At 59.8% G+C, this 19688-nt stretch carries 19 protein-coding genes; 7 read left to right on the top strand and 12 right to left on the bottom strand.

From position 1 onward, the window contains the following. Window positions 1-7: 7 nt before the first annotated feature. On the bottom strand, window positions 8-859 hold the full coding sequence (locus EC915_RS22755) for a sugar phosphate isomerase/epimerase (protein WP_133752758.1): 852 nt from the start codon (window positions 857-859) through the stop codon (window positions 8-10). Between the two features lie 318 nt (window positions 860-1177). Next, window positions 1178-2125: a LysR family transcriptional regulator gene (locus EC915_RS22750; RefSeq protein ID WP_218568094.1), complete on the bottom strand. Its 948-nt coding sequence runs from the start codon at window positions 2123-2125 to the stop codon at window positions 1178-1180. 234 nt (window positions 2126-2359) lie between these two features. Between EC915_RS22750 and EC915_RS22745 the strand changes: the two genes are divergently transcribed. From EC915_RS22745 to mmsB, 4 genes are all read left to right on the top strand, one after another. Further along, window positions 2360-3403 carry an MFS transporter gene (locus EC915_RS22745; RefSeq protein WP_256658816.1) on the top strand — a complete coding sequence of 348 codons (1044 nt, stop codon included), beginning with the start codon at window positions 2360-2362 and terminating at the stop codon, window positions 3401-3403. A 3-nt stretch (window positions 3404-3406) separates the two neighbouring features. After that, window positions 3407-3691, top strand: coding sequence for a hypothetical protein (locus tag EC915_RS25385; protein ID WP_256658815.1), 285 nt, complete (start codon window positions 3407-3409; stop codon window positions 3689-3691). A 66-nt stretch (window positions 3692-3757) separates the two neighbouring features. Then, on the top strand, window positions 3758-5284 hold the full coding sequence (locus EC915_RS22740; protein ID WP_133752756.1) for a CoA-acylating methylmalonate-semialdehyde dehydrogenase: 1527 nt from the start codon (window positions 3758-3760) through the stop codon (window positions 5282-5284). A gap of 211 nt (window positions 5285-5495) precedes the next feature. Then, window positions 5496-6389 carry a 3-hydroxyisobutyrate dehydrogenase gene (mmsB, locus tag EC915_RS22735; RefSeq protein ID WP_133752755.1) on the top strand — a complete coding sequence of 298 codons (894 nt, stop codon included), beginning with the start codon at window positions 5496-5498 and terminating at the stop codon, window positions 6387-6389. A 104-nt stretch (window positions 6390-6493) separates the two neighbouring features. Here mmsB and EC915_RS22730 read toward each other — a convergent pair whose 3' ends face one another. From EC915_RS22730 to argH, 9 genes are all read right to left on the bottom strand, one after another. Further along, window positions 6494-7477 (bottom strand): NAD(P)H-quinone oxidoreductase, encoded by a 984-nt coding sequence (locus tag EC915_RS22730; protein WP_133752754.1) that lies wholly within the window; start codon window positions 7475-7477, stop codon window positions 6494-6496. Window positions 7478-7495: 18 nt separating this feature from the next. Further along, window positions 7496-8332 (bottom strand): transporter substrate-binding domain-containing protein, encoded by an 837-nt coding sequence (locus tag EC915_RS22725; protein WP_133752753.1) that lies wholly within the window; start codon window positions 8330-8332, stop codon window positions 7496-7498. Between the two features lie 48 nt (window positions 8333-8380). Next, on the bottom strand, window positions 8381-9742 hold the full coding sequence (locus EC915_RS22720; protein WP_133752752.1) for an MmgE/PrpD family protein: 1362 nt from the start codon (window positions 9740-9742) through the stop codon (window positions 8381-8383). Further along, complete coding sequence (locus EC915_RS22715) at window positions 9735-10640, bottom strand: polysaccharide deacetylase (protein ID WP_133752751.1); 906 nt, start codon at window positions 10638-10640, stop codon at window positions 9735-9737. The genes EC915_RS22720 and EC915_RS22715 overlap by 8 nt, the downstream gene beginning before the upstream one ends. Then, the gene (locus EC915_RS22710; protein ID WP_133752750.1) at window positions 10633-11481 is read right to left on the bottom strand and encodes a polysaccharide deacetylase; all 849 of its coding nucleotides are present in this window, start codon (window positions 11479-11481) and stop codon (window positions 10633-10635) included. Before EC915_RS22710 ends, EC915_RS22715 begins: the two co-directional genes overlap by 8 nt. 75 nt (window positions 11482-11556) lie before the next feature. Beyond that, the gene (locus EC915_RS22705; protein WP_372237946.1) at window positions 11557-12387 is read right to left on the bottom strand and encodes an ABC transporter substrate-binding protein; all 831 of its coding nucleotides are present in this window, start codon (window positions 12385-12387) and stop codon (window positions 11557-11559) included. 27 nt (window positions 12388-12414) lie between these two features. Next, window positions 12415-13179 carry an amino acid ABC transporter ATP-binding protein gene (locus tag EC915_RS22700; protein ID WP_133752748.1) on the bottom strand — a complete coding sequence of 255 codons (765 nt, stop codon included), beginning with the start codon at window positions 13177-13179 and terminating at the stop codon, window positions 12415-12417. A 25-nt stretch (window positions 13180-13204) separates the two neighbouring features. Then, the gene (locus EC915_RS22695) at window positions 13205-14086 is read right to left on the bottom strand and encodes an amino acid ABC transporter permease (protein ID WP_133752747.1); all 882 of its coding nucleotides are present in this window, start codon (window positions 14084-14086) and stop codon (window positions 13205-13207) included. Between the two features lie 19 nt (window positions 14087-14105). Continuing rightward, a complete protein-coding gene (gene argH / locus EC915_RS22690) occupies window positions 14106-15533 on the bottom strand; it encodes an argininosuccinate lyase (RefSeq protein ID WP_133752746.1) in 1428 nt (475 codons plus the stop codon). A 162-nt stretch (window positions 15534-15695) separates the two neighbouring features. Here argH and EC915_RS22685 point away from each other — a divergent pair, with 162 nt between their 5' ends. After that, on the top strand, window positions 15696-16658 hold the full coding sequence (locus EC915_RS22685; protein ID WP_133752745.1) for a LysR family transcriptional regulator: 963 nt from the start codon (window positions 15696-15698) through the stop codon (window positions 16656-16658). 80 nt (window positions 16659-16738) lie between these two features. On the opposite strand, the gene EC915_RS22680 is transcribed toward EC915_RS22685, so the two are convergent. Continuing rightward, the gene (locus EC915_RS22680; RefSeq protein ID WP_256658814.1) at window positions 16739-17647 is read right to left on the bottom strand and encodes a LysR family transcriptional regulator; all 909 of its coding nucleotides are present in this window, start codon (window positions 17645-17647) and stop codon (window positions 16739-16741) included. A gap of 180 nt (window positions 17648-17827) precedes the next feature. Here EC915_RS22680 and EC915_RS22675 point away from each other — a divergent pair, with 180 nt between their 5' ends. Next, a complete protein-coding gene (locus EC915_RS22675; RefSeq protein ID WP_133752744.1) occupies window positions 17828-18589 on the top strand; it encodes a class II aldolase/adducin family protein in 762 nt (253 codons plus the stop codon). After that, complete coding sequence (locus tag EC915_RS22670; RefSeq protein WP_133752743.1) at window positions 18586-19512, top strand: glyoxylate/hydroxypyruvate reductase A; 927 nt, start codon at window positions 18586-18588, stop codon at window positions 19510-19512. Before EC915_RS22675 ends, EC915_RS22670 begins: the two co-directional genes overlap by 4 nt. Window positions 19513-19688: the final 176 nt, after the last annotated feature.

Here is a 19688-nt window from a genome sequence, read left to right as displayed (position 1 = left end):
ACGCTCCTTATCGGCTTGTTGTATGGGTGAAGCGCTGAAAATGCTCGCGTTCGGCCTTGCCCATCCACACGTTTAGCGACCATAGATCGGCCACCGGCACGTTGGTGAACGGCAGGTGATGCAGGTAACCGTCAGCACCGAACTCCGGCGTCAGGGTGCTCACCTCAAAGCCCCGTGCCTGCTGCGACGTCCAGACCGCTTCCCAATGCTGCTGATGGAAGGCCAGCTCGGCCGCACGTTCCGGCGCGGCGGGGTGTGGCACTTGTGGGCCCTGGTCGTAGCCCACGCGGGCCTGGATGTGATGAACGCGCTCGACGAAAGCACTGAGGTCGTCTTCGGGGTCGTCGAGCAGGCGCTCGCAGGTGACGACCCAGTGGCTGATGTCGCTGGTAAACCGCAGATCCGGCAGTTGGCGAATCAGCTCCAGCGTGACCCACGGATTGAACAGCGAGCGTGAGCGATGGGTTTCGAACGTGACGGTCTGCCCATGCTTGCGCGCCAGTTCCAGCGCCTGGCCGAAGAAATCGACCTGCTGCGGCAACTGCCAGCGGTCATTGCCGGCCAGCACGTTGACAAAGCGCGGGGCAAGCTCGCTGGACCAGGCGAGTTTCTTTTCCAGATCGACAAGGTGCTCGGCAGTGGTCGCCGATTGTTCAGGCAAGACGTCGTAGGCGGTGAACACAGTGGCGATGTAAGGCAGGTTGTTGGCGCGCAGAAAGGCACCGAACTCGGCACGTTCGACGGGCGTCAGCGGCAGGCGCGCCTCCATGCCGTCGAACCCGGCTTCCAGCAGTTCATCCAGCGCCTGGGCCTTGCTGGCGGCGTAGCCCCACATCGTGCGGAAGATTTCCAGTTTCATCGAGCGTCCTCAAAGATTGCGTCTTGCGACTGACACATGACATAGCTTCGCCACGGCACACAGGCCGAAACGGATTACAGCGGCAGTCACATCAGAAAAAGGCAATCTTCGGGCCGCGTCTCTACCGGACAGGCTCCTTTATTGGAGGCGATCTTAGGTTCGGCCACTGAACGGAAAGAATAGGTAAGCTCAAATGCATAGTTCAGAGATTTCTAAACTATGGTGGCGAGGCGCTTCCTGGAGATTTGCAGTGCTATAACCTGGCAGGGTTTAGATTCGATATGAACGGGGCACGCAGCTGTTAACAGGAGGAGCGTCTCAGTCGGTAAATCGCATATCTCGCGTTTCGCCCAGCAATAACGGGCTATTGAGTTCGGTGACCTCGCGAATGTAATCCCACAACAACGTAATCCGCTTCAACTTGCGCAGATCCTCGCGGCAGTACATCCAGAACTGCCTAGTGATATTAACCTCGCTCTGCAGCACTGGCAGCAACCGGGAATCTTGCGCTGCCAGAAAGCATGGCAGGATCGCCAGTGCCCGGCCCTGCAGCGCCGCGACGTATTGTGCGATGACACTGGTGCTGCGCAGGTTCGCGTGGACACCGGGGAGCAGGTTGTTCAGATAGAGCAGCTCGGGGCTGAATGCCAGGTCGTCGACATAGCTGATGAACGGTTGCCCGGCCAGGTCCTCGATGCTGTTGATCGGCGTGTGGCGGTCCAGGTATGCCTGGGTCGCATACAGTCGCAGGTTGTAGTCGCACAGTTTGCAGCACACATAAGGCCCGTGTTCCGGTCGCTCCAGAGCGATCACGATATCGGCTTCGCGCTTGGACAGGCTGATGAAATGCGGCAGCGGCAGGATGTCTACCGAAATGGCCGGGTAGGTGTCGGTGAAATGACTCAACTGCGGGGTAACGAAGAAACTGCCAAAGCCCTCGGTGCAGCCCATACGCACGTGGCCGGACAACGCGACGCCTGAGCCTGAAACCTGCTCGCAGGCGATGTGCAGGGTGCTTTCGATGGACTCGGCCGAACTCAGCAGACGTTGGCCTTCGGCAGTCAGGGCGAAGCCATTGTTGCGCGACTTTTCGAACAGCAGCGTACCGAGTGAAGACTCCAGCGAATTGATGCGCCGCGACACGGTGGTGTAATCCACTGCCAGCCGCTTGGCCGCTGAACTGGCCTTGCGAGTGCGGGCGACTTCGAGAAAAAACTTCAGGTCATCCCAGTTCAAAGCGCTCAGGGATGTGATGTTTTTTTGCATGTTGGACCTGCTTTTATGTGCGTTTTTATTGGAAGTTTGCACATCTATACTCCGAACTGCGGGCCGAACCAATCATTTACCGGCGCGATCTCCAACTGCACACCGAACCGGTAAGAACGGGCGCACTCGCTCTTACAATGGTCCTCAATGACTTAAGAGAAATACGCCTGACCCAATACCGCATCACCTACATCGCATAACACCCTGCACAACAATAAATAAGCGGAGGAGTTTATGAAGAACGCTATCACGGCGGACGCCAGCGCACTCGATGCCAGTGCCGCAACGAACAATCCGCGATCCTACCGGCTGGCCGGAGCGGCGAGCATGGCCGGCACGACCATTGAGTGGTACGACTTCTTCCTCTATGGCACAGCTGCCGCGCTGATCTTCAACAAAATCTTCTTTCCTGCTCTTGACCCGATCATCGGTGTACTGGCGGCGTTTGCTACCTATGCCGTGGGCTTTCTCGGACGGCCGTTGGGCGGGATCGTGTTCGGCCACTTCGGCGACAGAATCGGTCGAAAATCCATGCTGCTGTTCACCTTGATGCTGATGGGGATTCCAACCATCGTCATCGGCCTGATTCCCACCTATCAGCAGATTGGCTACTGGGCGGCAGTGATTCTGGTGGCCATGCGTTTTCTGCAAGGCATGGCAGTGGGCGGCGAGTGGGGCGGGGCGGTGTTGATGGCAGTCGAGCACGCGCCAGAAGGCAAGAAAGGTTTTTACGGCAGTCTGCCGCAGACCGGTGTCGGCGCCGGGCTGGTATTGGCATCACTGGCCATGGCGCTGGTGGCAAAACTGCCTGAGGCCGACATGCTCAGTTGGGGCTGGCGCCTGCCGTTTCTCGCCAGCGTGGTATTGCTCGGCGTAGGCTGGCTGATTCGCCTGAAGGTCCCGGAGTCACCCGATTTCGAGCAACTGAAAAAGGACAACATCGCGGTCAGGGTGCCGCTGTTCAAGGTGTTCCGCGAGCACCCCAAGGAGACCCTGACCATCATCGGCGCGCGCACTGCCGAGAACGCCTGGTTCTACATGTCGGTGACCTTCGCCCTGGCCTACGCCGCCAACCAGTTGCAGATCCCCCGCGCTGATGTATTGGGAGCGATTACCGCCGGGGCCGCCTTGTCGCTGGTGACCATGCCGCTGTGCGGGCACATTTCCGACCGGGTTGGCCAGAAGCGCTTGTACTTCGCGGGGCTACTGTTGCTCTGCGCCTTCGTTTACCCCTTCTTCGCCATGCTCGGCACGCGTGATCCGGTATGGGTCTGGTGAGCGATGGTGCTGGCGGTGGGCGTGATCTTCCCGATCCTGTATGCACCGGAATCGCTGCTGTTCGCCCGTCAGTTCCCCGCGCAAATCCGCTACAGCGGCATCTCGGTGTCGGTCCAGATGGCAGGCGTTCTGGGTGGAGGCTTCGCGCCGATGATTGCCACCCAACTGCTCACCATGGGCGACGGCAATCCGCATTACGTGATCGTTTACCTGATCGGCATGGCGCTGATTGCACTGATCTGTACAGCGCTGATGAAGCGTGATCCGCCACGTCACCGCGCCCTGTAGCGGTACGGCTATAGGCTGGCATATCGGCATGCCCGAAGGGTGCCACTTCGAATGGAGAAAACTGCAATGAATGCTTCTTTGAACAAGAACAACACCATAGTGGCCCACGTCAAACTGCTGATCGACGGCCAATGGGTCGATTCGCAGACCACCGAATGGCTGGACGTGGTCAACCCCGCGACCCAGCAAGTGCTGGCCAAAGTACCTCTTGCCACTGGCGCTGAAGTAGACGCTGCGGTCGCTGCCGCGCACAAGGCGTTCAAGACCTGGCGCAACACCCCGATTGGCGCACGCATGCGCATCATGCTCAAGCTGCAGGCGTTGATTGGCGAACACTCACAACGCATCGCCGCAGTGCTCAGTGCCGAGCAGGGCAAGACCATTGCCGACGCTGAAGGCGATATTTTCCGCGGGCTGGAAGTGGTCGAGCACGCCTGCTCAATAGGTACCCTGCAAATGGGCGAATTTGCCGAAAACGTTGCAGGGGGTGTCGATACCTACACCCTGCGTCAACCGATAGGTGTCTGCGCCGGCATCACCCCGTTCAACTTCCCGGCGATGATCCCCCTGTGGATGTTCCCGATGGCCATCGCCTGCGGCAATACGTTCGTGCTCAAGCCGTCCGAACAGGACCCGATGTCCACCATGCTGCTGGTCGAACTGGCGGTGGAAGCCGGTGTGCCAGCGGGCGTACTCAACGTGGTGCACGGCGGCAAGGATGTGGTCGATGCGATCTGCACCCACAAGGACATCAAGGCGGTCTCGTTCGTCGGTTCCACGGCAGTCGGCACGCATGTGTACGAGCTGGCTGGCAAGCACGGCAAGCGGGTGCAATCGATGATGGGCGCCAAGAATCATGCCGTGGTGTTGCCCGATGCCAATCGCGAACAGACCCTTAACGCATTAGTGGGCGCAGGTTTCGGCGCCGCTGGTCAGCGTTGCATGGCGACCTCGGCGGTGGTGCTGGTGGGCGCATCGAAGCAATGGGTTCCCGAACTGAAAGCACTGGCACAAAAGCTCAAGGTCAATGCAGGCAGTGAGTCGGGCACTGACGTCGGTCCGGTGATTTCCAAGCGCGCCAGGCAACGGATTCTCGACCTGATCGAAAGCGGTGTGAAGGAGGGCGCGACCTTGGAACTGGACGGGCGTGACATCAAGGTGGTCGGTTATGAAGAGGGCAACTTCGTCGGCCCGACGCTGTTCACCGGCGTGACCACGCAGATGCAGATCTACACTCAGGAAATCTTCGGTCCGGTGCTGGTGGTGCTGGAGGTCGACACCCTGGATCAGGCCATCGAGCTGGTCAACGCCAACCCGTTTGGCAATGGCGTCGGGCTGTTCACTCAAAGCGGGGCGGCGGCGCGCAAATTCCAGAGCGAGATCGACATCGGCCAGGTGGGCATCAACATCCCGATTCCAGTGCCCGTTCCGTTCTTCAGCTTCACCGGTTCACGCGGTTCCAAGCTGGGTGACCTGGGGCCGTACGGTAAACAGGTGGTGCAGTTCTACACGCAGACCAAGACCGTCACCAGCCGCTGGTTCGATGACGACAGCGTGAATGACGGGGTGAATACGACGATCAATTTGCGTTGATTCATTGCCTGGCTAGCAGCGGAAAAAACTGTGCAGCGAATGCCTTCGCGAAAATGCGCCAGACGGCAGACAGGTATCGCATGTCGTCCTGCATCACGACTGAATTCGCTTCCACGGTGAGTTCGCGTTAGCGAAGGGTCACGTGCACCACGCCCAGTCCTGTGCAGTGTTGGGTGAGCCAGTGGATCTGAATCTTATAGAGGGATAAAACATGAAAATCGCATTCATCGGTCTGGGCAATATGGGGGCGCCGATGGCGCGAAATCTCATCCGCGCCGGGCATCAGCTGCACCTGTTCGACCTTAATCAACAGGTGCTGGCTGAATTGGCCGAACTGGGTAGCCGCATCAGCGAATCACCCAAACACGCAGCGCAAGGGGCTGAACTGGTCATCACCATGTTGCCCGCCGCCGCCCACGTTCGTGCGGTTTATCTGAATGATGATGGTGTGCTGGCGGGCATCTGCGCCGGGGTACCTGCCGTGGATTGCAGCACCATCGATCCACAAACCATCCGCGAGGTGGCAGCGGTGGCGGCTCAACAGGGTGTGGTGGTCGGGGATGCGCCCGTGTCCGGTGGAACCGGTGGCGCGCAGGCCGGGACCCTGACCTTCATGGTCGGTGCCAGCCTGGAGCACTTCGCGGCGCTCAAGCCGATCCTCGCGCAGATGGGCCGCAACATTGTGCACTGCGGCGACGTCGGCACCGGCCAGATTGCCAAGATCTGCAACAACATGCTGCTGGGCATTTCCATGATCGGCGTTGCTGAAGCCATGGCCCTTGGCGATGCTCTGGGTATTGATACCGGCGTGCTGGCCAACATCATCAACACCTCGACCGGGCGTTGCTGGAGTTCGGAGATGTACAACCCGTGGCCGGGAGTGGTCCAAACCGCGCCTGCTTCCCGAGGTTACACCGGCGGATTTGGCGCCGAGCTGATGCTCAAGGACCTGGGCCTTGCCACTGAAGCGGCGAGAACCGCTCGACAGCCCGTGATTCTCGGGGCGGTGGCTCAACAGCTGTATCAGGCCATGAGTGCGCGCGGGGATGGCGGGAAGGATTTCTCGGCGGTAATCGAAGGGTATCGGAAGGACACGCAAGTGTGACGTTGCGCGGCGCAAGTCCCGCACCACCCCGGTCAAACCGTGAGCCACAAGGCGATCATCTGTGCCGTTGATAGTAAAGATGCCCTTCTTGCGCAGGGCTATCTTCAGCGCTTCACGTCGAGCACTATCTTGCCCACATGATTGCCCGTCTCCATGTAGGCGTGCGCAGCCGCGACATCGCTCAGCGCAAACACACGGTCTATCACCGGGTGCATACGGCCGCTATTGAGGTGCGGCCAGATGTTCTGCAATACGCCTGCAACAATGGCCTGTTTGGCGGCGACTGAGCGGTCACGCAGTGAAGTGGTATGCAGCGTTGCGCGTTTGCTCATCATCTTGCCCAGATGGATCGATGCTTCCCGACCACTCTGCAGGCCGATCATGACGATACGTCCGTCTGTTGCCAGGGCATCGATATTGCGGGCCAGGTACTCGGCTCCCATGTTGTCGAGGATCACATCGACCCCGCGTCCGTCGGTCAGGCGCTGTACCGCCTCGACGAAATCCTCATGGCGGTAATCGATGGCCGCATCGGCCCCAAACGCCTCGCTGCGGCGCAGCTTTTCCGGCGAACCTGCGGTGGTCAGCACCCGCGCGCCCCAGCAATGAGCCCATTGAACGGCCAGCGAACCAACCCCGCCCGCCCCACCGTGGATCAACACCGTTTCACCACGCTGCAGGCGTGCGATGTCACCCAGATTCGACCACAACGTGCAGGCGGCTTCCGGCAGGGCAGCGGCGTGTAGCAACGGGACGCCCTCCGGGCAGGGCAGCAACTGGGTGGCCGGCACACAGACTCGCTCCCCATAACCGCCGCCCGCCAATAGGGCACAGACCTTGTCGCCTGCTTTCCAGCCACTGACCCCGGTCCCTAATTGCGTGATGATCCCCGAGCATTCGATGCCCAAATGGATCTGGCCGTCAGTCTTCATCACGTAGCTGCCGCGCCTTTGCAACAGGTCGGCGTAGTTGAGCGCGGTGCCCTGGACGTCGATCAGCACCTGGCCTGCTGCCGGATGGGGCTCGGGACGCTCCACCAGGTGCAGTACCTCCGGGCCGCCAACCTGCTCGAAAACCACCACTTTCATGCCGTACTCCCCAGACCGTTACTGACCGCCGTCGACCATGACCTGACTGATGGCCTGGCTCTCAAGATTCCACTTCTTCAGAATCGCCTGATAGGTGCCGTCATTGATCAAAATCTGCAGCCCCTTGGTCAGTTCGTCGCGCACTTCGCTATTGTGTTTTGCGACAGCAAAACCGAAATGGTGGGTCGATAATGGCTGGCCGATCAGTACATAGGTATTGGGCTCCTGGCTCATCAGATATTTGACATACTCAGGCCCAAGCACCACCGCCGCCAGACGATCCTGTTGCAGGTCCAGACGCGAAGCCGATGCACCCGCCGTGCCTTGAATGGTCGCTGCAGCCTTACCGGCCTTCACGCAGTTGCTGTCGTTCCAAGCCATGACTTCCGGGTAGTAGTTGGTGGTACGAGGCGTGCCTATAGCCTTGCCACAGAAGCTTTCGGGGGTTGAGCCGGCGCCGGTGTTCTTGATTGACGTGAACATCTGCGCGCCGGTCTGCAGGTAGTCGACGAACGTCATGTCGGTTCTGCGTTTCGCAAGATCGGTGATCGCAGTGCCGATCACGTCGATGCGTCCGGTACTCAAGCTGCTGGTCAACTGTTCGAAGCTCATTTCCTCAAGCTTGACCCTGACCTTCATTGCGTTGCCCAGCGCCTCAAACAGGTCGATGTTGAAACCCACGCTTTTGTTGGTCGCCGGATCACGATAAGACATCGGCGGATAGGTTGCCTCTACACCAACGATCAACGAGTCTCGGGAGGCCGCTGCCAGCACCGAGGTGCAACAGGTCGCCAGGGTGACGGCGAGCACTCCACGCTTGAGCATCACTACGGTCTTCTTGCTCAGATCCAGCATGATTTAAGTTCCTTGCGTCATTGCGTTCAGGGGATGAGGGCAGAGGCTTCACGTGAAGCGCAACAGGTCCAACAGCGGTTGCAGGTTTTGTTCCTGTTCCAGATTCAGGCACAGGTCGGCCAGTTGCCCGACTTGCGTGGCTGGCAATGCACGGCCTGCCAGTGATTGGAATTTTTCCAGCAGTTGCGCATCGCTGACAGGGTTGAGCGGGCCGCCCAGCGGCGTCTTGACCTGTCGAGTGGCCTGCCGGCCGTCACGGGTGTGTAAGGTAACGAACGGCTCGTCCAGCGCAGCAAGTTCGTGATTGGTGTGCATCTGAATGCGGCTCATGAAGTCGAGTATCCGGGGAGATCGCCGTTCATGTTCTTCGTAGGCGTCCAGCCCCGCATGACCACGCAGACAGCGCACGGCCAGCGCGTAGGGCAGGCTCATTTGTGCGGCGGCAAGGGTGCGCGTATCGACGCCTGAGCACATGCCGACCAGAAAGGCACTGGCGTTGATGTCAATCGACTCGACGTCCTCGGCGCCGACATTCAGCTGGCCGAGCAGATCGCCGATGGCGTCGATTCCCGAGTGAGTGCCGCGACAGGCGGCATAGGGCTTGATCGAGCAGCGCGCCAGTTTCCACACCTGGCCCAAATCTTCGGTCAGCGCCTGGGGCTGTGCGCTGTGACCGGCCAGCGTCTTGAAAAATCCCCCCCATACGTCCTCGAACACCTGTCCTGGGCCGGTGACACCTTGCCTTGCCAGCAGCGCCGCGAGCACACCACCTTCAGCGGGGCGTCCGGCATGCAGTTTCTTACTGTCGGTGCCATCGTGGATGAACGCCCACAAGCCGCCGCTCATGCTTGCCGCCAAACCCAATGCACTAACGGTCTGTGACTCGTCGAGTTTTAGCAGGCGGGCGCAGGCGGCAGCGGCACCGAACACCCCGCAAGTGCCGGTGGAATGCCAGCCGGCTTCATTGTGCGGCGAGTAACCGCCGCAGGCTTCCAGCACGCGTCGGGCGATGTCGTAGCCCAGAACCATGGCGTGGATCAGTTCCTGCCCATTGGGCATCGGATCGCACAACGGCAACACCGCAAGCATGGCAGGCACAACCACGGCGCCTGAGTGATCGCAGCCTCCGGCATCGTCCAGCTCAAGCGCATGCGAGGCCACACCGTTGACGAGGGCGGCATTACGCGGCGACAAACCGCCGGCACTGCCCCAGATAGCAGATGGGCCGGGCGCTTCGCAGGTTTGCAGGGCGCGCAGGCAGCGTTGTGTCAGGTCGGCATTGGCACCGGCCAGTGCGGCGCCAAGGGTATCGAGCAGATGACGTTTGGCTTTCTCGACCAACGGGCCGGGCAAGTCGCGGTAAGCGCTATGGCAGATGAACTGGCTGAGGGTGCGTTGGGCATCAGTCATGGTTCAGGCTCTGCGCATGTCGTGTGTAAACAGCAGCCGGATGGTCGTCGGGCAGATGGCTGTGGTTTTCACTCCACCAGTCGGCCACTTCCTCGGCGCTGGCGAACCACACATCGGGCTGGGCCTTGAGCCAGCTCAGCAGCTCCGTCAGCAGGCCGCTGCGGCCCACGGTGCCGAGGATTTCTGGATGCAGGCGCATGACGTAGCACAGGCCGAAGCGATGGAAGCCGGCAAAGTCCTGTTGCCAGTTTTTCAGAACTTCGGCATAGGACCCGATACGGGCCTGGCTGGCCGGCACCGCAGGCGCCAGGTTGAAGGCGAAGTAAGGCTCGTCTTCCAGCTCGCAGTGCAGGGGCAGCTCAACGAGCGGCGCGGCATCGGCCCGGGTGCAAGGATGCAGGTAGGGCAGATCGTCCCCGGCCCAGGAAGAGGACCAGGTGATGCCTTCGGCGCACAAAGCATCACTCAGGCCCGGCGCGTAGCTTCCCGCTGGCGCGCGGAAGCCGCTTGGGCGCAAGCCGGTCACTTGTTCCAGCACATCGCAACCGCGACGTATCGATTCGCGCTGCTGGGCCAGGGTGAGCAGGGAAAAGTCTTCGTGGCGATAGCCCGCGCAAGCGATCTCATGACCGGCTGCATGGATGGCCCGGACCACCTTTGGGTTTTCTTCGGCAACGATGCCGGGAATGCACCAGCTGGCGCGGATGTTTTGCTCACTCAGCACCTCGAGCACGCGCTGCACTCCGCGGGTGGTCCCGTAACGCCATACCGAAAGGCTTTTGTCGCGCCCGGCCATCGCAGGCACCTGAGTAAGAATGCCGTGGATATCGTTGTAGTCGATGGTGATGACCACCGCGCAACGGTAGGACCCAGGCCAAACGGGCTTGGCATCAGTCATGACCATGCTCCTTGAGCCAGAATTGCGCCACGTCGTGGCAGGTGGCGAACCAGACATCGGCTTTGCTGTGCATGTGCTCCAGAAACCGCTCAAGCAGTGCAATGCGCCCAGGTTTGGCAGAGATCTTGGGGTGGAACAGGGTGGTCATGCACAGGCCTTCGCGATACGTGCCGTCGAACTCCCGGCACCAGTTGTCCAGGGTCTGCTCATAGCTGGCGATGCGATCAAGACCTGAGGGGTAATTCGGGCCGCGGGTATAGGCCAGCGAGGCGTAGTCGTCCAGCTCCCAGCGCCCAGGGATTTCCACCAGGCCGTTGGCGCTGCCGGGTACCTCTATGAAGTAGGGGCGGTCGTCACCGCGCATGCTGCTGGAATAGGTGACGCCGCACTCCATCAGCAGCGCCGGGGTCTCTGTGTGCCAGTCGCCCGAGGGGGTGCGAAAGCCAGTGGCGACGATGCCCAGGTGGCGTTTGAAGAGGTCGGCGCTGATGTTCATGACCTCTCGCTGTTGCGCAAGGTCCAGGGCGAAAAACGACTCATGGCGATAACCGTGGTAGGCGACTTCATGACCCTGTTCGATGATCGCCTGACACTGCCTGGGCCAGTTCTCGACGACCCAGGCCGGGACGAAAAATGTCGCGGGCGTGGCATGTTCCTTGAGCATGTCCAGCAGGCGCGGCAAGGCGCGATACGGGCCGTACCCGCCGAAGGTGAAATACTCAGGCTTGTGCCAGATAGAGCCGTCGAGCATCGCGGCCCCCGTCGGCCCATCCAGATCGAAAGCCAGTGCCACGCTGGCGCGGGCATTGGCTGGCCAGCGCAGATCGTTAGTGCGATGCATAGGGTTGTCCTGCTTTGAACGCAATGAGAAAGACGAATCGCAGGTCCGGGTCCGTCCGGAGTCTTGGCGGTCGGTTTACTTCGCCCCGTTGATTTGCGCCTGAGCCACGGCGCCATCTTCCTGGTCCCACTTCTTGAGGATCTTCTGGTAGCTGCCGTCCTTGATCATGGTGTCGAGGGTGGCGGCAATCGCGGCGCTCAGCGGGGTATTGGTCTTGGCCACGCCCAGCCCGGTCAACTGGCGGGCCAGCGGTTCGCCAATGATTTTGAAAACACCTGGCTCCTGGGACTGGATGTAGGGAAGGGTTTCACTGCCCTGAACGGCCGCATCCAGACGTGCCTGGCGCAGTTGAGCGCGGGCGTCGGCGCTGCCTTCAGTGCCCACCACAGTGATCGCCGGCTTGCCCTTGGCCTCGCAGTTTTGCTCGCTCCATTTGGCGATTTCCACCGGAAAGGTCGTACGGCGGCTGGTACCGACCTTCTTACCGCACAGGTCACTGGCCGCCTTCAGCTCCTTCTGGGTTTCCAGGGTGTAGAACTGTGGGCCGGTGCTGAAGTAATCGACGAAATCGACGGTCTTCTGCCGTTCCGCAGTGTCGGTCATGCCCGATAGCACGATGTCGATGCGGTTGGTCGCCAGGCCGCTGACCATCTGCTCGAAGGCGGTTTCCTGCCAGCGAAATTCGATACCCAGACGCTTGGACATTTCCATGCCCAGATCGTAGTCGACGCCGGTCAGTTGGTTGGTGGCCGGGTCCTTGAAATCCATGGGCGGATAGTTGGGCATGATGCCCGCGGCAATGAAGCCTTTGTCCTTGATGGCCTGTGGCAAAACAGGGGCGTCGGCTGCCCAGCTGCAGGCGCAAAAAAGAGCGGAAATGGCGGCGGTCAGTGCGATAAGTTTCAAATCGGTCATCCTCGAATCGGGGCGGGTTCAGTTCAAAACGGCAGAAATAAAGTCCTGGGTCCGCGCATTGCGCGGGTTCATCAGCACCGCTTCTGGCGAGCCGGTTTCAATGATTTGTCCTGCGTCCATGAACACCACGCGGCTGGCGACTTCCCGAGCAAAGCCCAGCTCGTGAGTCACGACCACCATCGTCATGCCGCTCTTGGCCAGATCGCGCATGACCGACAAAACCTCCCCCACCAGCTCAGGGTCCAGGGCGGAGGTTGGCTCGTCGAACAGCATCAGCTTTGGGCGCATCGCCAATGCGCGGGCAATGGCGACACGTTGCTGCTGGCCCCCTGAAAGCTCGATGGGGTAAGCGTCAGCCTTCGCTTCCAGGCCGACCCGGCGCAGCAGTTCCATCGCCAGCTCACGACATTCTTCCAAAGGACGACGCAGCACCTGACGGGGGCCCTCAATGATGTTTTCCAGCACGGTCATGTGGGCAAATAGATTGAAGCGCTGGAACACCATCCCGGTTTTCAGGCGCTGACGGGCGATCTGCTGATCGCTCAGTTCAATCAGCCTGTGACCGTCGGCGCGATAACCGAGGATTTCGTCATCGACCCATAGGCCGCCCTGGTCGATCTTCTCCAGCTGGTTGATACAGCGCAGCAAGGTACTTTTGCCCGAACCCGATGGGCCGATGATGCACAGCACTTCGCCGTGAGGAATTTCAAGGTCCACGTTCTTGAGCGCGTGGAACTCGCCGAAGAATTTATTCATTGCGACGGCTTTTACGATGTTTCGCATGACAGGACTCCTTGCGCCTGATGGCTCAATTGCGTTTACCGGCGCCGCGTGCGAACCGCCGCTCCAGCCTGCTTTGAGCGAAAGTCAGAACGGTCACCACGGCCAGGTACCAGATGCCTGAAACGATCAGCAGCTCCATGACCCGGGCGTTGGCGTAGTAGATGTTCTGTGCGTTGTGCAACAGCTCCGAGTACTGAATCACGCTGGCAAGACTTGTCATTTTCACCATGCCGATGAACTCGTTGCTCACCGGTGGAATGATGATGCGCATTGCCTGAGGCAGGATAATCCGGCGCAGTGCCTGCAAACGTGGCATGCCAATGGATTTGGCTGCCTCGTACTGGCCGCTGTCCACCGACAGGAGGCCGGCGCGGACCACTTCGGCGGTGTACGCGCCCTGATTAATACCCAGGCCCAGCAACGCGGCCACGAACGGGGTGATCACTTCCACTGTCTTGAATTCGATCAGGCCGGGGATGCCTAGCGTCGGGAAGATCAGGGCCAGGTTGAACCACAGCAGCAACTGCAGGATCAGCGGCGTGCCACGGAACAGCCACGTATAGCTCTGGGCCACGTAACGCAGCAGCGGGTTCTGAGACATGCGCATCACGGCCACCAGCACCCCCAGCAAGACGCCGAGCACCATGGCCAGAATCGACATGGTGATGGTGTTGAGCAGACCGAACATGATCGACTCGGCAGTGAGGAACTGACTGACGAAGGACCATTCGATATTGCCGTGGGCAAAGGCTTGGGCCAGTCCGATCAGTAGCACGACGATCACGACCGCGGCGCTGATGCGGCCGTAGTAACGACGCGGCACGACCTTGTACGCCGAGATGTCGTACTTGGCTTCCAGTGGAGTAAGAGCCCCGTCGGGGGCCCCCGGGATCTGCGTGTTTGCCATGAGCTGCTCCGGCATTGATTTAGCCTCGTGGCCCGGCGTAGTCGTTCGCCCAGCTTTGCTGAGCGCGCAACTGATGTTTAAAGCGTTCGATCTGCTCGGCCACGCGCACCGGCGAGGTTCCGCCCCAACCGCTGCGTGCCGCCAGGGCGGCTTCCAGGGTCAGGCTTTCGAGCACTTGCGGGGTAAGGCGGGCGTCAGTCTGGGCAAGCATTTGCGGGGTCAGCTCTTGGAGGCCGATGTCCTGCGCCTCGCACAGCTGCACCAATTGCCCGGTGATTTCGTGAGCTTCCTTGAACGGCACGCCGCGCACCGCCAGCCAGTCAGCGACTTCGGTGGCCAGGGTGAAACCCAGGGGCGCCTGGCGCAGCAGTTCCTCGGTGCGAACGGTCATCGTGCGGACCATGCCGGCGAAGGCTGGCAGCACCAGATGCACGGTTTCCAAGGTGTCGAGGATTGCGTGCTTGTCTTCGCTCAAGTCGCGGTTGTAGGACAAGGGCTGAGCCTTGAGCACCGAAAGCATGCCAGTGAGCGAGCCGATCAGACGACCGGACTTGCCGCGGGCCAGTTCAGCGATATCGGGGTTCTTTTTCTGCGGCATGATCGAGCTGCCGGTGGCATAGCCATCGTCCAGGTCGACCCAGCGGAACTGCCGAGAGGTCCACAGGCAGAACTCTTCGGCCATTCGCGAGATATTGATGCCCAGCATGCTGCAGCAGAACAGGAACTCGGCCACGTGGTCGCGACTGGCGACCGCGTCGATAGAGTTTTCACACGGGCCGGTGTAGCCCATTTCGGCGGCCGAGCGTTGTGGGTCGCGAGCAATGGCAGAGCCTGCCAGCGCAGCCGCCCCCAGTGGCGAGAGGCTGAAACGTTTGTCGAAATCCTGCAGTCGCTGGATGTCACGGTGAATCGCCTGAGCGTGGGCCATCAAATGGTGGGCGAAGACAATCGGTTGTGCCTGCTGCAGATGAGTGAAGCCTGGCGCGATGGTGTGGATATGCTGCTCGGCCTGACTGACCAGCGCGTCTTGCAGCTCCAGAATGGCCAGGGTCAGTACGCGGACCTGGTCACGTAGAAACAGGCGCATGTCGTTGGCGGATTGATCGTTGCGCGAACGACCGGCGCGCAGCTTGCCTCCCAATGTTCCCAGGCGTTCGGTCAGCAGGCGCTCGATGAAGGTATGCACGTCTTCGTCGGCGGCGATCGGCTCGACCTGGCCAGCTGCGAAATCCTCGTCGATGGAGGTCAGGGCCGCAATGATGCGCTGGGTTTCTTCTGCGTCGAGCAAGCCTGCGCGATTGAGCTCATTGGCATGCGCCTTGGAGCCTGCAACGTCGTAGGGCGTCAAACGGAAATAGGCTTTCGGAGAGCGAGACAGGTTGGCCATGGCCTCGGCTGGACCGGATTTGAACCGTGCGCCCCAAAGACGCTCAGTAGCATCGGACATATACATTCTCCATTGGCACGTTGATTGCTGAAACACCATCAAGCGAGGTGAGAATCGCCAGGTGTGAAGTTCAATGACCGCTGCTTCGTCCTGTTAAGAACAATTAATCGATCACATGAGAGGGATGCTAGAAAAAAACCAACGGCTGGGGAAATGTTTCAAATGGCAAGTCAACTTATAGAAAATGGAAACCTGCCCAAACGAAGTGGAGATGTTGCGATTTCCATGGCCAGCGCCATGGACCTGAAATTGTTCCGGATATTCAGGGCAGTGGTCGAAGCGGGAGGCTTTACCGCAGCGCAAATTGAATTGAATATCAGCCTGGCAGCGATCAGTAAACAAATATCCGATCTGGAAATTCGTTTGGGCATGCGTCTATGTACGCGCGGGCGCGAAAAGTTCTGCCTTACCGAAGAAGGCAAGCTCATTTACGAAGCGAGCCTTGAATTGTTCATGGCACTGGATAACTTTCGCGAGCGGGTTGGCAATGTGCGCGGTGAACTGTTGGGCGACCTCAATATCGCGGTGATCGACAACACCGTTTCCGACGCTGGTTCGCCACTGGTTGCAGCCCTCAAAGCCCTGCAGGAAAAGGCTCCGAAGGCTAGGGTCCGGTTGAACGTAGCGCCTCTTGAAGAGATCGAGCAAGGCATTCTGAAAGGCCGTTTTGCGGTCGGAATAGTGCCAGTTTACAGCGCCAGGGACGAGTTCAAGGTGGTGCCGTTATACGAGGAGAAGTCTGAGCTTTATTGTTCAAATACTCATCCTCTTTTCGCCATGGCAGATGAAGATATTGGCGAAAAGTGTTTGGCTGAGGCCCAATTTATCGATCACGCGTATGCCGTGCACAAAGAAAAATTGAAACTATTGGGGTTGCGCAACGTGACCGCTGTGGCAACTCAGGTAGAGGCCGTAGCCATCCTGATTATGACGGGGCGTTACCTGGGCTATTTGCCCACTCATTGGGCAGAAAGTTATGTACAGCGTGACATGATGCGCTCTATAAAGGCGCACGCATTTAGCATTGCGACGCCGGTCAAACTGCTCTGTAAGCCCAATGCGCCGCACAATCCGCTGCTCGAAGTTTTTCTTGAGACGATGCAAGGCCGTACTGAAAAGTTGTAAGGAAGTTACGGATTGTATATTAATGCCCTGTAGGAGGGCGTTACCGGAATTTCCACCGAATCATGCACCTGATTGGCTCATCAGGGCAAAACCTGCACATTCTGATGCACTGATCGCAGCCGTTGAAGGAAAGCAGTCTCAGCCATGGTCAGGCGCTGATCAAGGTGCCAGAGCAGGTTGATATCGACTTCGCAGACTGCGTCATCAGGCGGTAGTCGCCAAAGGCGTCCGGCGCTGATAGCGTCCTTACAGACATGCTCTGGCAGGCAGCCGATCCCGAATCCCGCCAGCACCAGACGCAACACCTCCTGGGTATTGGCCGACGAGGCGACGATGTGCCCGTTGAGGTTGTGGCGATCGCGAAACTCCGCCAGCGCCGACAGCGTTCCTCCCAGCAAATCACCCGTAAAGCTGATCAGGTTTTCCGCACGCAGGTCATTCAAGCTCAATCCGGGACGACCGAAAAGCGGATGCAGGTCACTGCAATAGAAGCCGTAACGCTCTCGGGTCAAACACTGCTGGCCGAGCCATGCATAGGCTGTGCGATTCACTGCCAGGCCAAAGGTGGCGGTTTTTTGTGAAAGCGCACTGATGATGGCATCGCTGGAGTGCACTTCGATTTCCAGCGTAATGCCGGGATAGTCGCGATGCAGCGTGGCCAGAAAATGGTCATAGGCGGTGCACTGAATGCCGCTGACGGTCAACAGGCGTATCTTGCCCACCACCTGGTCGCTGGACTGCTCCAGCGCGGCGTCAAGCTGGGCGAACTGACCGTAAACCTCGGTGGCCACGCGCAAGGTTTCGATACCTGACGGGGTCAGCATGAAGCGCGGTCCGTGGCGCTCTATAAGTGCGGTCCCGATCTGTTCCTCGAGTCGTTTGAGGGCCTGACTCACCGCTGGTTGAGAGAGGTGAAGGCGTACAGCAGCGCGGCTGATGCTGAGCTCCTGTGCCACCACCTGAAAGGTGCGCAGCAGGTTCCAGTCCACCCGCTCGCTCAGTGGGCGTGACGAGGTTCGAGGTGCAGGGGACGACGAGGGAGTCACAGCTTCAGGCCTTTATTGGTCGGAAAAATAATGAATATAAGCAATGGCACATTGAGTTGCTGGCGCGTTGCTCTTAAAAAGACTGCAGAAAACACGCCATGACCTCTTTCGACGGTAACCAAGATGTCTGAACTCCCCCCGGGAATGTGCCCTAAGGAATGGGCTGCGCGCTGCGAACTGGCGGCGCTGTATAGGCTCATCGCGCACTTGCGCATGACCGACTTGATCGACACCCACATTTCGCTACGCCTGGAAGGGCCTGAAGGGCACTTTCTGATCAACCGGTACGGCACGCTGTTCGAGCGCATGAAGGCGAGCACGTTGGTGAAGATCGACGGTGAAGGCAACGTGGTGGATGAGCACTATCCGGATCACCGGGTCAATCGTGCGGGGTTTGTCATTCACTCGGCCATTCATCTTGCCCGCCCCGATCTGCATTGTGTGATTCATACCCATACCGCCGCCGGTATTGCTGTCTCGGCGCAGGCATCAGGCTTGCTACCGCTGAGTCAACATGCACTTAAGTTCTACAACCGCCTTGCGTATCACGGCTACGAAGGTATTGCGACCCGTACCGCCGAGCGCGAGCAACTGGTCAAGGATCTTGGGCCCCGTCATAAGGCGATGATCCTGCGCAACCACGGTCTGTTGGCTGCCGGAGCGAGTGCCGCAGATGCGTTCATGACGATTTATTTTCTGGAACGTGCCTGTCAGGCTCAGGTTCAGGCGATGGCCGCAGGGGTTGAACTGGTCCAGCCGGATCCTGAAACCTGTGAGTTCACCGCGCGTCAGTTCGAAGCCGATGATGACGAGGGCATCGTGGCGCTGGCGTGGGAGGCGGCGCTGGAAATGATTGTCAGCCAGCGCCAGGAATACTGTTCATGACGCCTCTGGTGCTGCTGGGCAGTGGCAATGGTCTGGGCCGGGTGCGCGAAGCGATGCTTGCGCGACGCCCCGGATTGTCGATTGTCCGGGCAGACGAGGACGGTGCCTGCCAGGCGCAGGTCGCGCTGTGCTGGAACCCCTTGCCCGGTAGCCTGGGTGCCTTGCCGAAGCTGCAAATGATTCATTCCATCGCCGCCGGTGCCGATCAGATTTTCAAGGATCCCAGTCGCCCACCGGGCATTCCTGTGTGCCGTATCGTTGATCCCGATCACCGCTTGGGTATGGTTGAGTACGTGCTGTGGGGCGTATTGCACTATCACCGCAGCTTCGACCAGATGCTCGCCAGGCAGGCCCAGGCCATCTGGGACAGACCTGCCCAGCGACCGGCGCGTGATGTACGGATCGGCGTCATGGGGCTAGGTGAACTGGGTCGCGAGGTCGCACACCGATTGGCCAGCCTGGGGTTCTCAACCCGTGGCTGGGCTCGTCGTGCGCAAGCGCTGGAAGGTATCGAAACCTTTGAATACGCTCGTTTGGACGTCTTCCTCGACGGCCTGGATATGCTGGTTTGCCTGTTGCCGTTGACCCCGCAGACCGCCGGTATCCTGAGCGAAAAAACGTTTTCACGGCTCAACCATGGGGCGGTATTGATCAACTGTGGGCGCGGCGAGCATCTGGTCCGCGATGATCTGGTGGCCGCGCTGCGAAGTGGGCAATTACGAGGGGCATTGCTCGATGTATTCGAAGCCGAGCCCCTGCCGCAGGACGACAGCTTCTGGCGCACGCCATACCTGATCGTGACACCGCACATCGCCTCGTCGGCCTCCTATGAGGTCATAGCCGAACAGATTCTGCACAACCTTGATCGCCTGCATGCGGGCACCGAACTGGCCAATCAGGTCAACCCCGAACACGGCTACTGAGTCAGCAACCGAGCGAGCGGCTACCACGCCGGGGCATCAGACCCTCTCTCGCCGAACCTTCGGGCAGCCTGCCTGCCCGCCAGTGAGTGGCCTTCCTTGACAGGACGTCGAGAACGTTATCGCCACCCGCTGCGCCTCCTGTTTGCCTGCCCACGTTTGAACCCCTGAACCTGACC

Source organism: Pseudomonas sp. LP_7_YM, from assembly GCF_004364435.1.
Classification (GTDB): domain Bacteria; phylum Pseudomonadota; class Gammaproteobacteria; order Pseudomonadales; family Pseudomonadaceae; genus Aquipseudomonas.
Note: the sequence above shows the minus strand (reverse complement) of the source record. Positions and strands in the feature narration are given on the sequence as shown.

What these genes read in the sequence shown, in the direction of transcription:
- EC915_RS22700 (WP_133752748.1), bottom strand. Translation starts at nt 13,179, where the DNA reads ATGCGAAACATCGTAAAAGCCGTCGCAATGAATAAATTCTTCGGCGAG.
- EC915_RS22750 (WP_218568094.1), bottom strand. Translation starts at nt 2,125, where the DNA reads ATGCAAAAAAACATCACATCCCTGAGCGCTTTGAACTGGGATGACCTG.
- EC915_RS22685 (WP_133752745.1), top strand. Translation starts at nt 15,696, where the DNA reads ATGGCAAGTCAACTTATAGAAAATGGAAACCTGCCCAAACGAAGTGGA.
- EC915_RS22755 (WP_133752758.1), bottom strand. Translation starts at nt 859, where the DNA reads ATGAAACTGGAAATCTTCCGCACGATGTGGGGCTACGCCGCCAGCAAG.
- EC915_RS22730 (WP_133752754.1), bottom strand. Translation starts at nt 7,477, where the DNA reads ATGAAAGTGGTGGTTTTCGAGCAGGTTGGCGGCCCGGAGGTACTGCAC.
- mmsB (WP_133752755.1), top strand. Translation starts at nt 5,496, where the DNA reads ATGAAAATCGCATTCATCGGTCTGGGCAATATGGGGGCGCCGATGGCG.
- EC915_RS22675 (WP_133752744.1), top strand. Translation starts at nt 17,828, where the DNA reads ATGTCTGAACTCCCCCCGGGAATGTGCCCTAAGGAATGGGCTGCGCGC.
- EC915_RS22745 (WP_256658816.1), top strand. Translation starts at nt 2,360, where the DNA reads ATGAAGAACGCTATCACGGCGGACGCCAGCGCACTCGATGCCAGTGCC.
- EC915_RS22695 (WP_133752747.1), bottom strand. Translation starts at nt 14,086, where the DNA reads ATGGCAAACACGCAGATCCCGGGGGCCCCCGACGGGGCTCTTACTCCA.
- EC915_RS22725 (WP_133752753.1), bottom strand. Translation starts at nt 8,332, where the DNA reads ATGCTGGATCTGAGCAAGAAGACCGTAGTGATGCTCAAGCGTGGAGTG.
- EC915_RS22715 (WP_133752751.1), bottom strand. Translation starts at nt 10,640, where the DNA reads ATGACTGATGCCAAGCCCGTTTGGCCTGGGTCCTACCGTTGCGCGGTG.
- EC915_RS22710 (WP_133752750.1), bottom strand. Translation starts at nt 11,481, where the DNA reads ATGCATCGCACTAACGATCTGCGCTGGCCAGCCAATGCCCGCGCCAGC.
- EC915_RS22670 (WP_133752743.1), top strand. Translation starts at nt 18,586, where the DNA reads ATGACGCCTCTGGTGCTGCTGGGCAGTGGCAATGGTCTGGGCCGGGTG.
- EC915_RS25385 (WP_256658815.1), top strand. Translation starts at nt 3,407, where the DNA reads ATGGTGCTGGCGGTGGGCGTGATCTTCCCGATCCTGTATGCACCGGAA.
- EC915_RS22720 (WP_133752752.1), bottom strand. Translation starts at nt 9,742, where the DNA reads ATGACTGATGCCCAACGCACCCTCAGCCAGTTCATCTGCCATAGCGCT.
- argH (WP_133752746.1), bottom strand. Translation starts at nt 15,533, where the DNA reads ATGTCCGATGCTACTGAGCGTCTTTGGGGCGCACGGTTCAAATCCGGT.
- EC915_RS22740 (WP_133752756.1), top strand. Translation starts at nt 3,758, where the DNA reads ATGAATGCTTCTTTGAACAAGAACAACACCATAGTGGCCCACGTCAAA.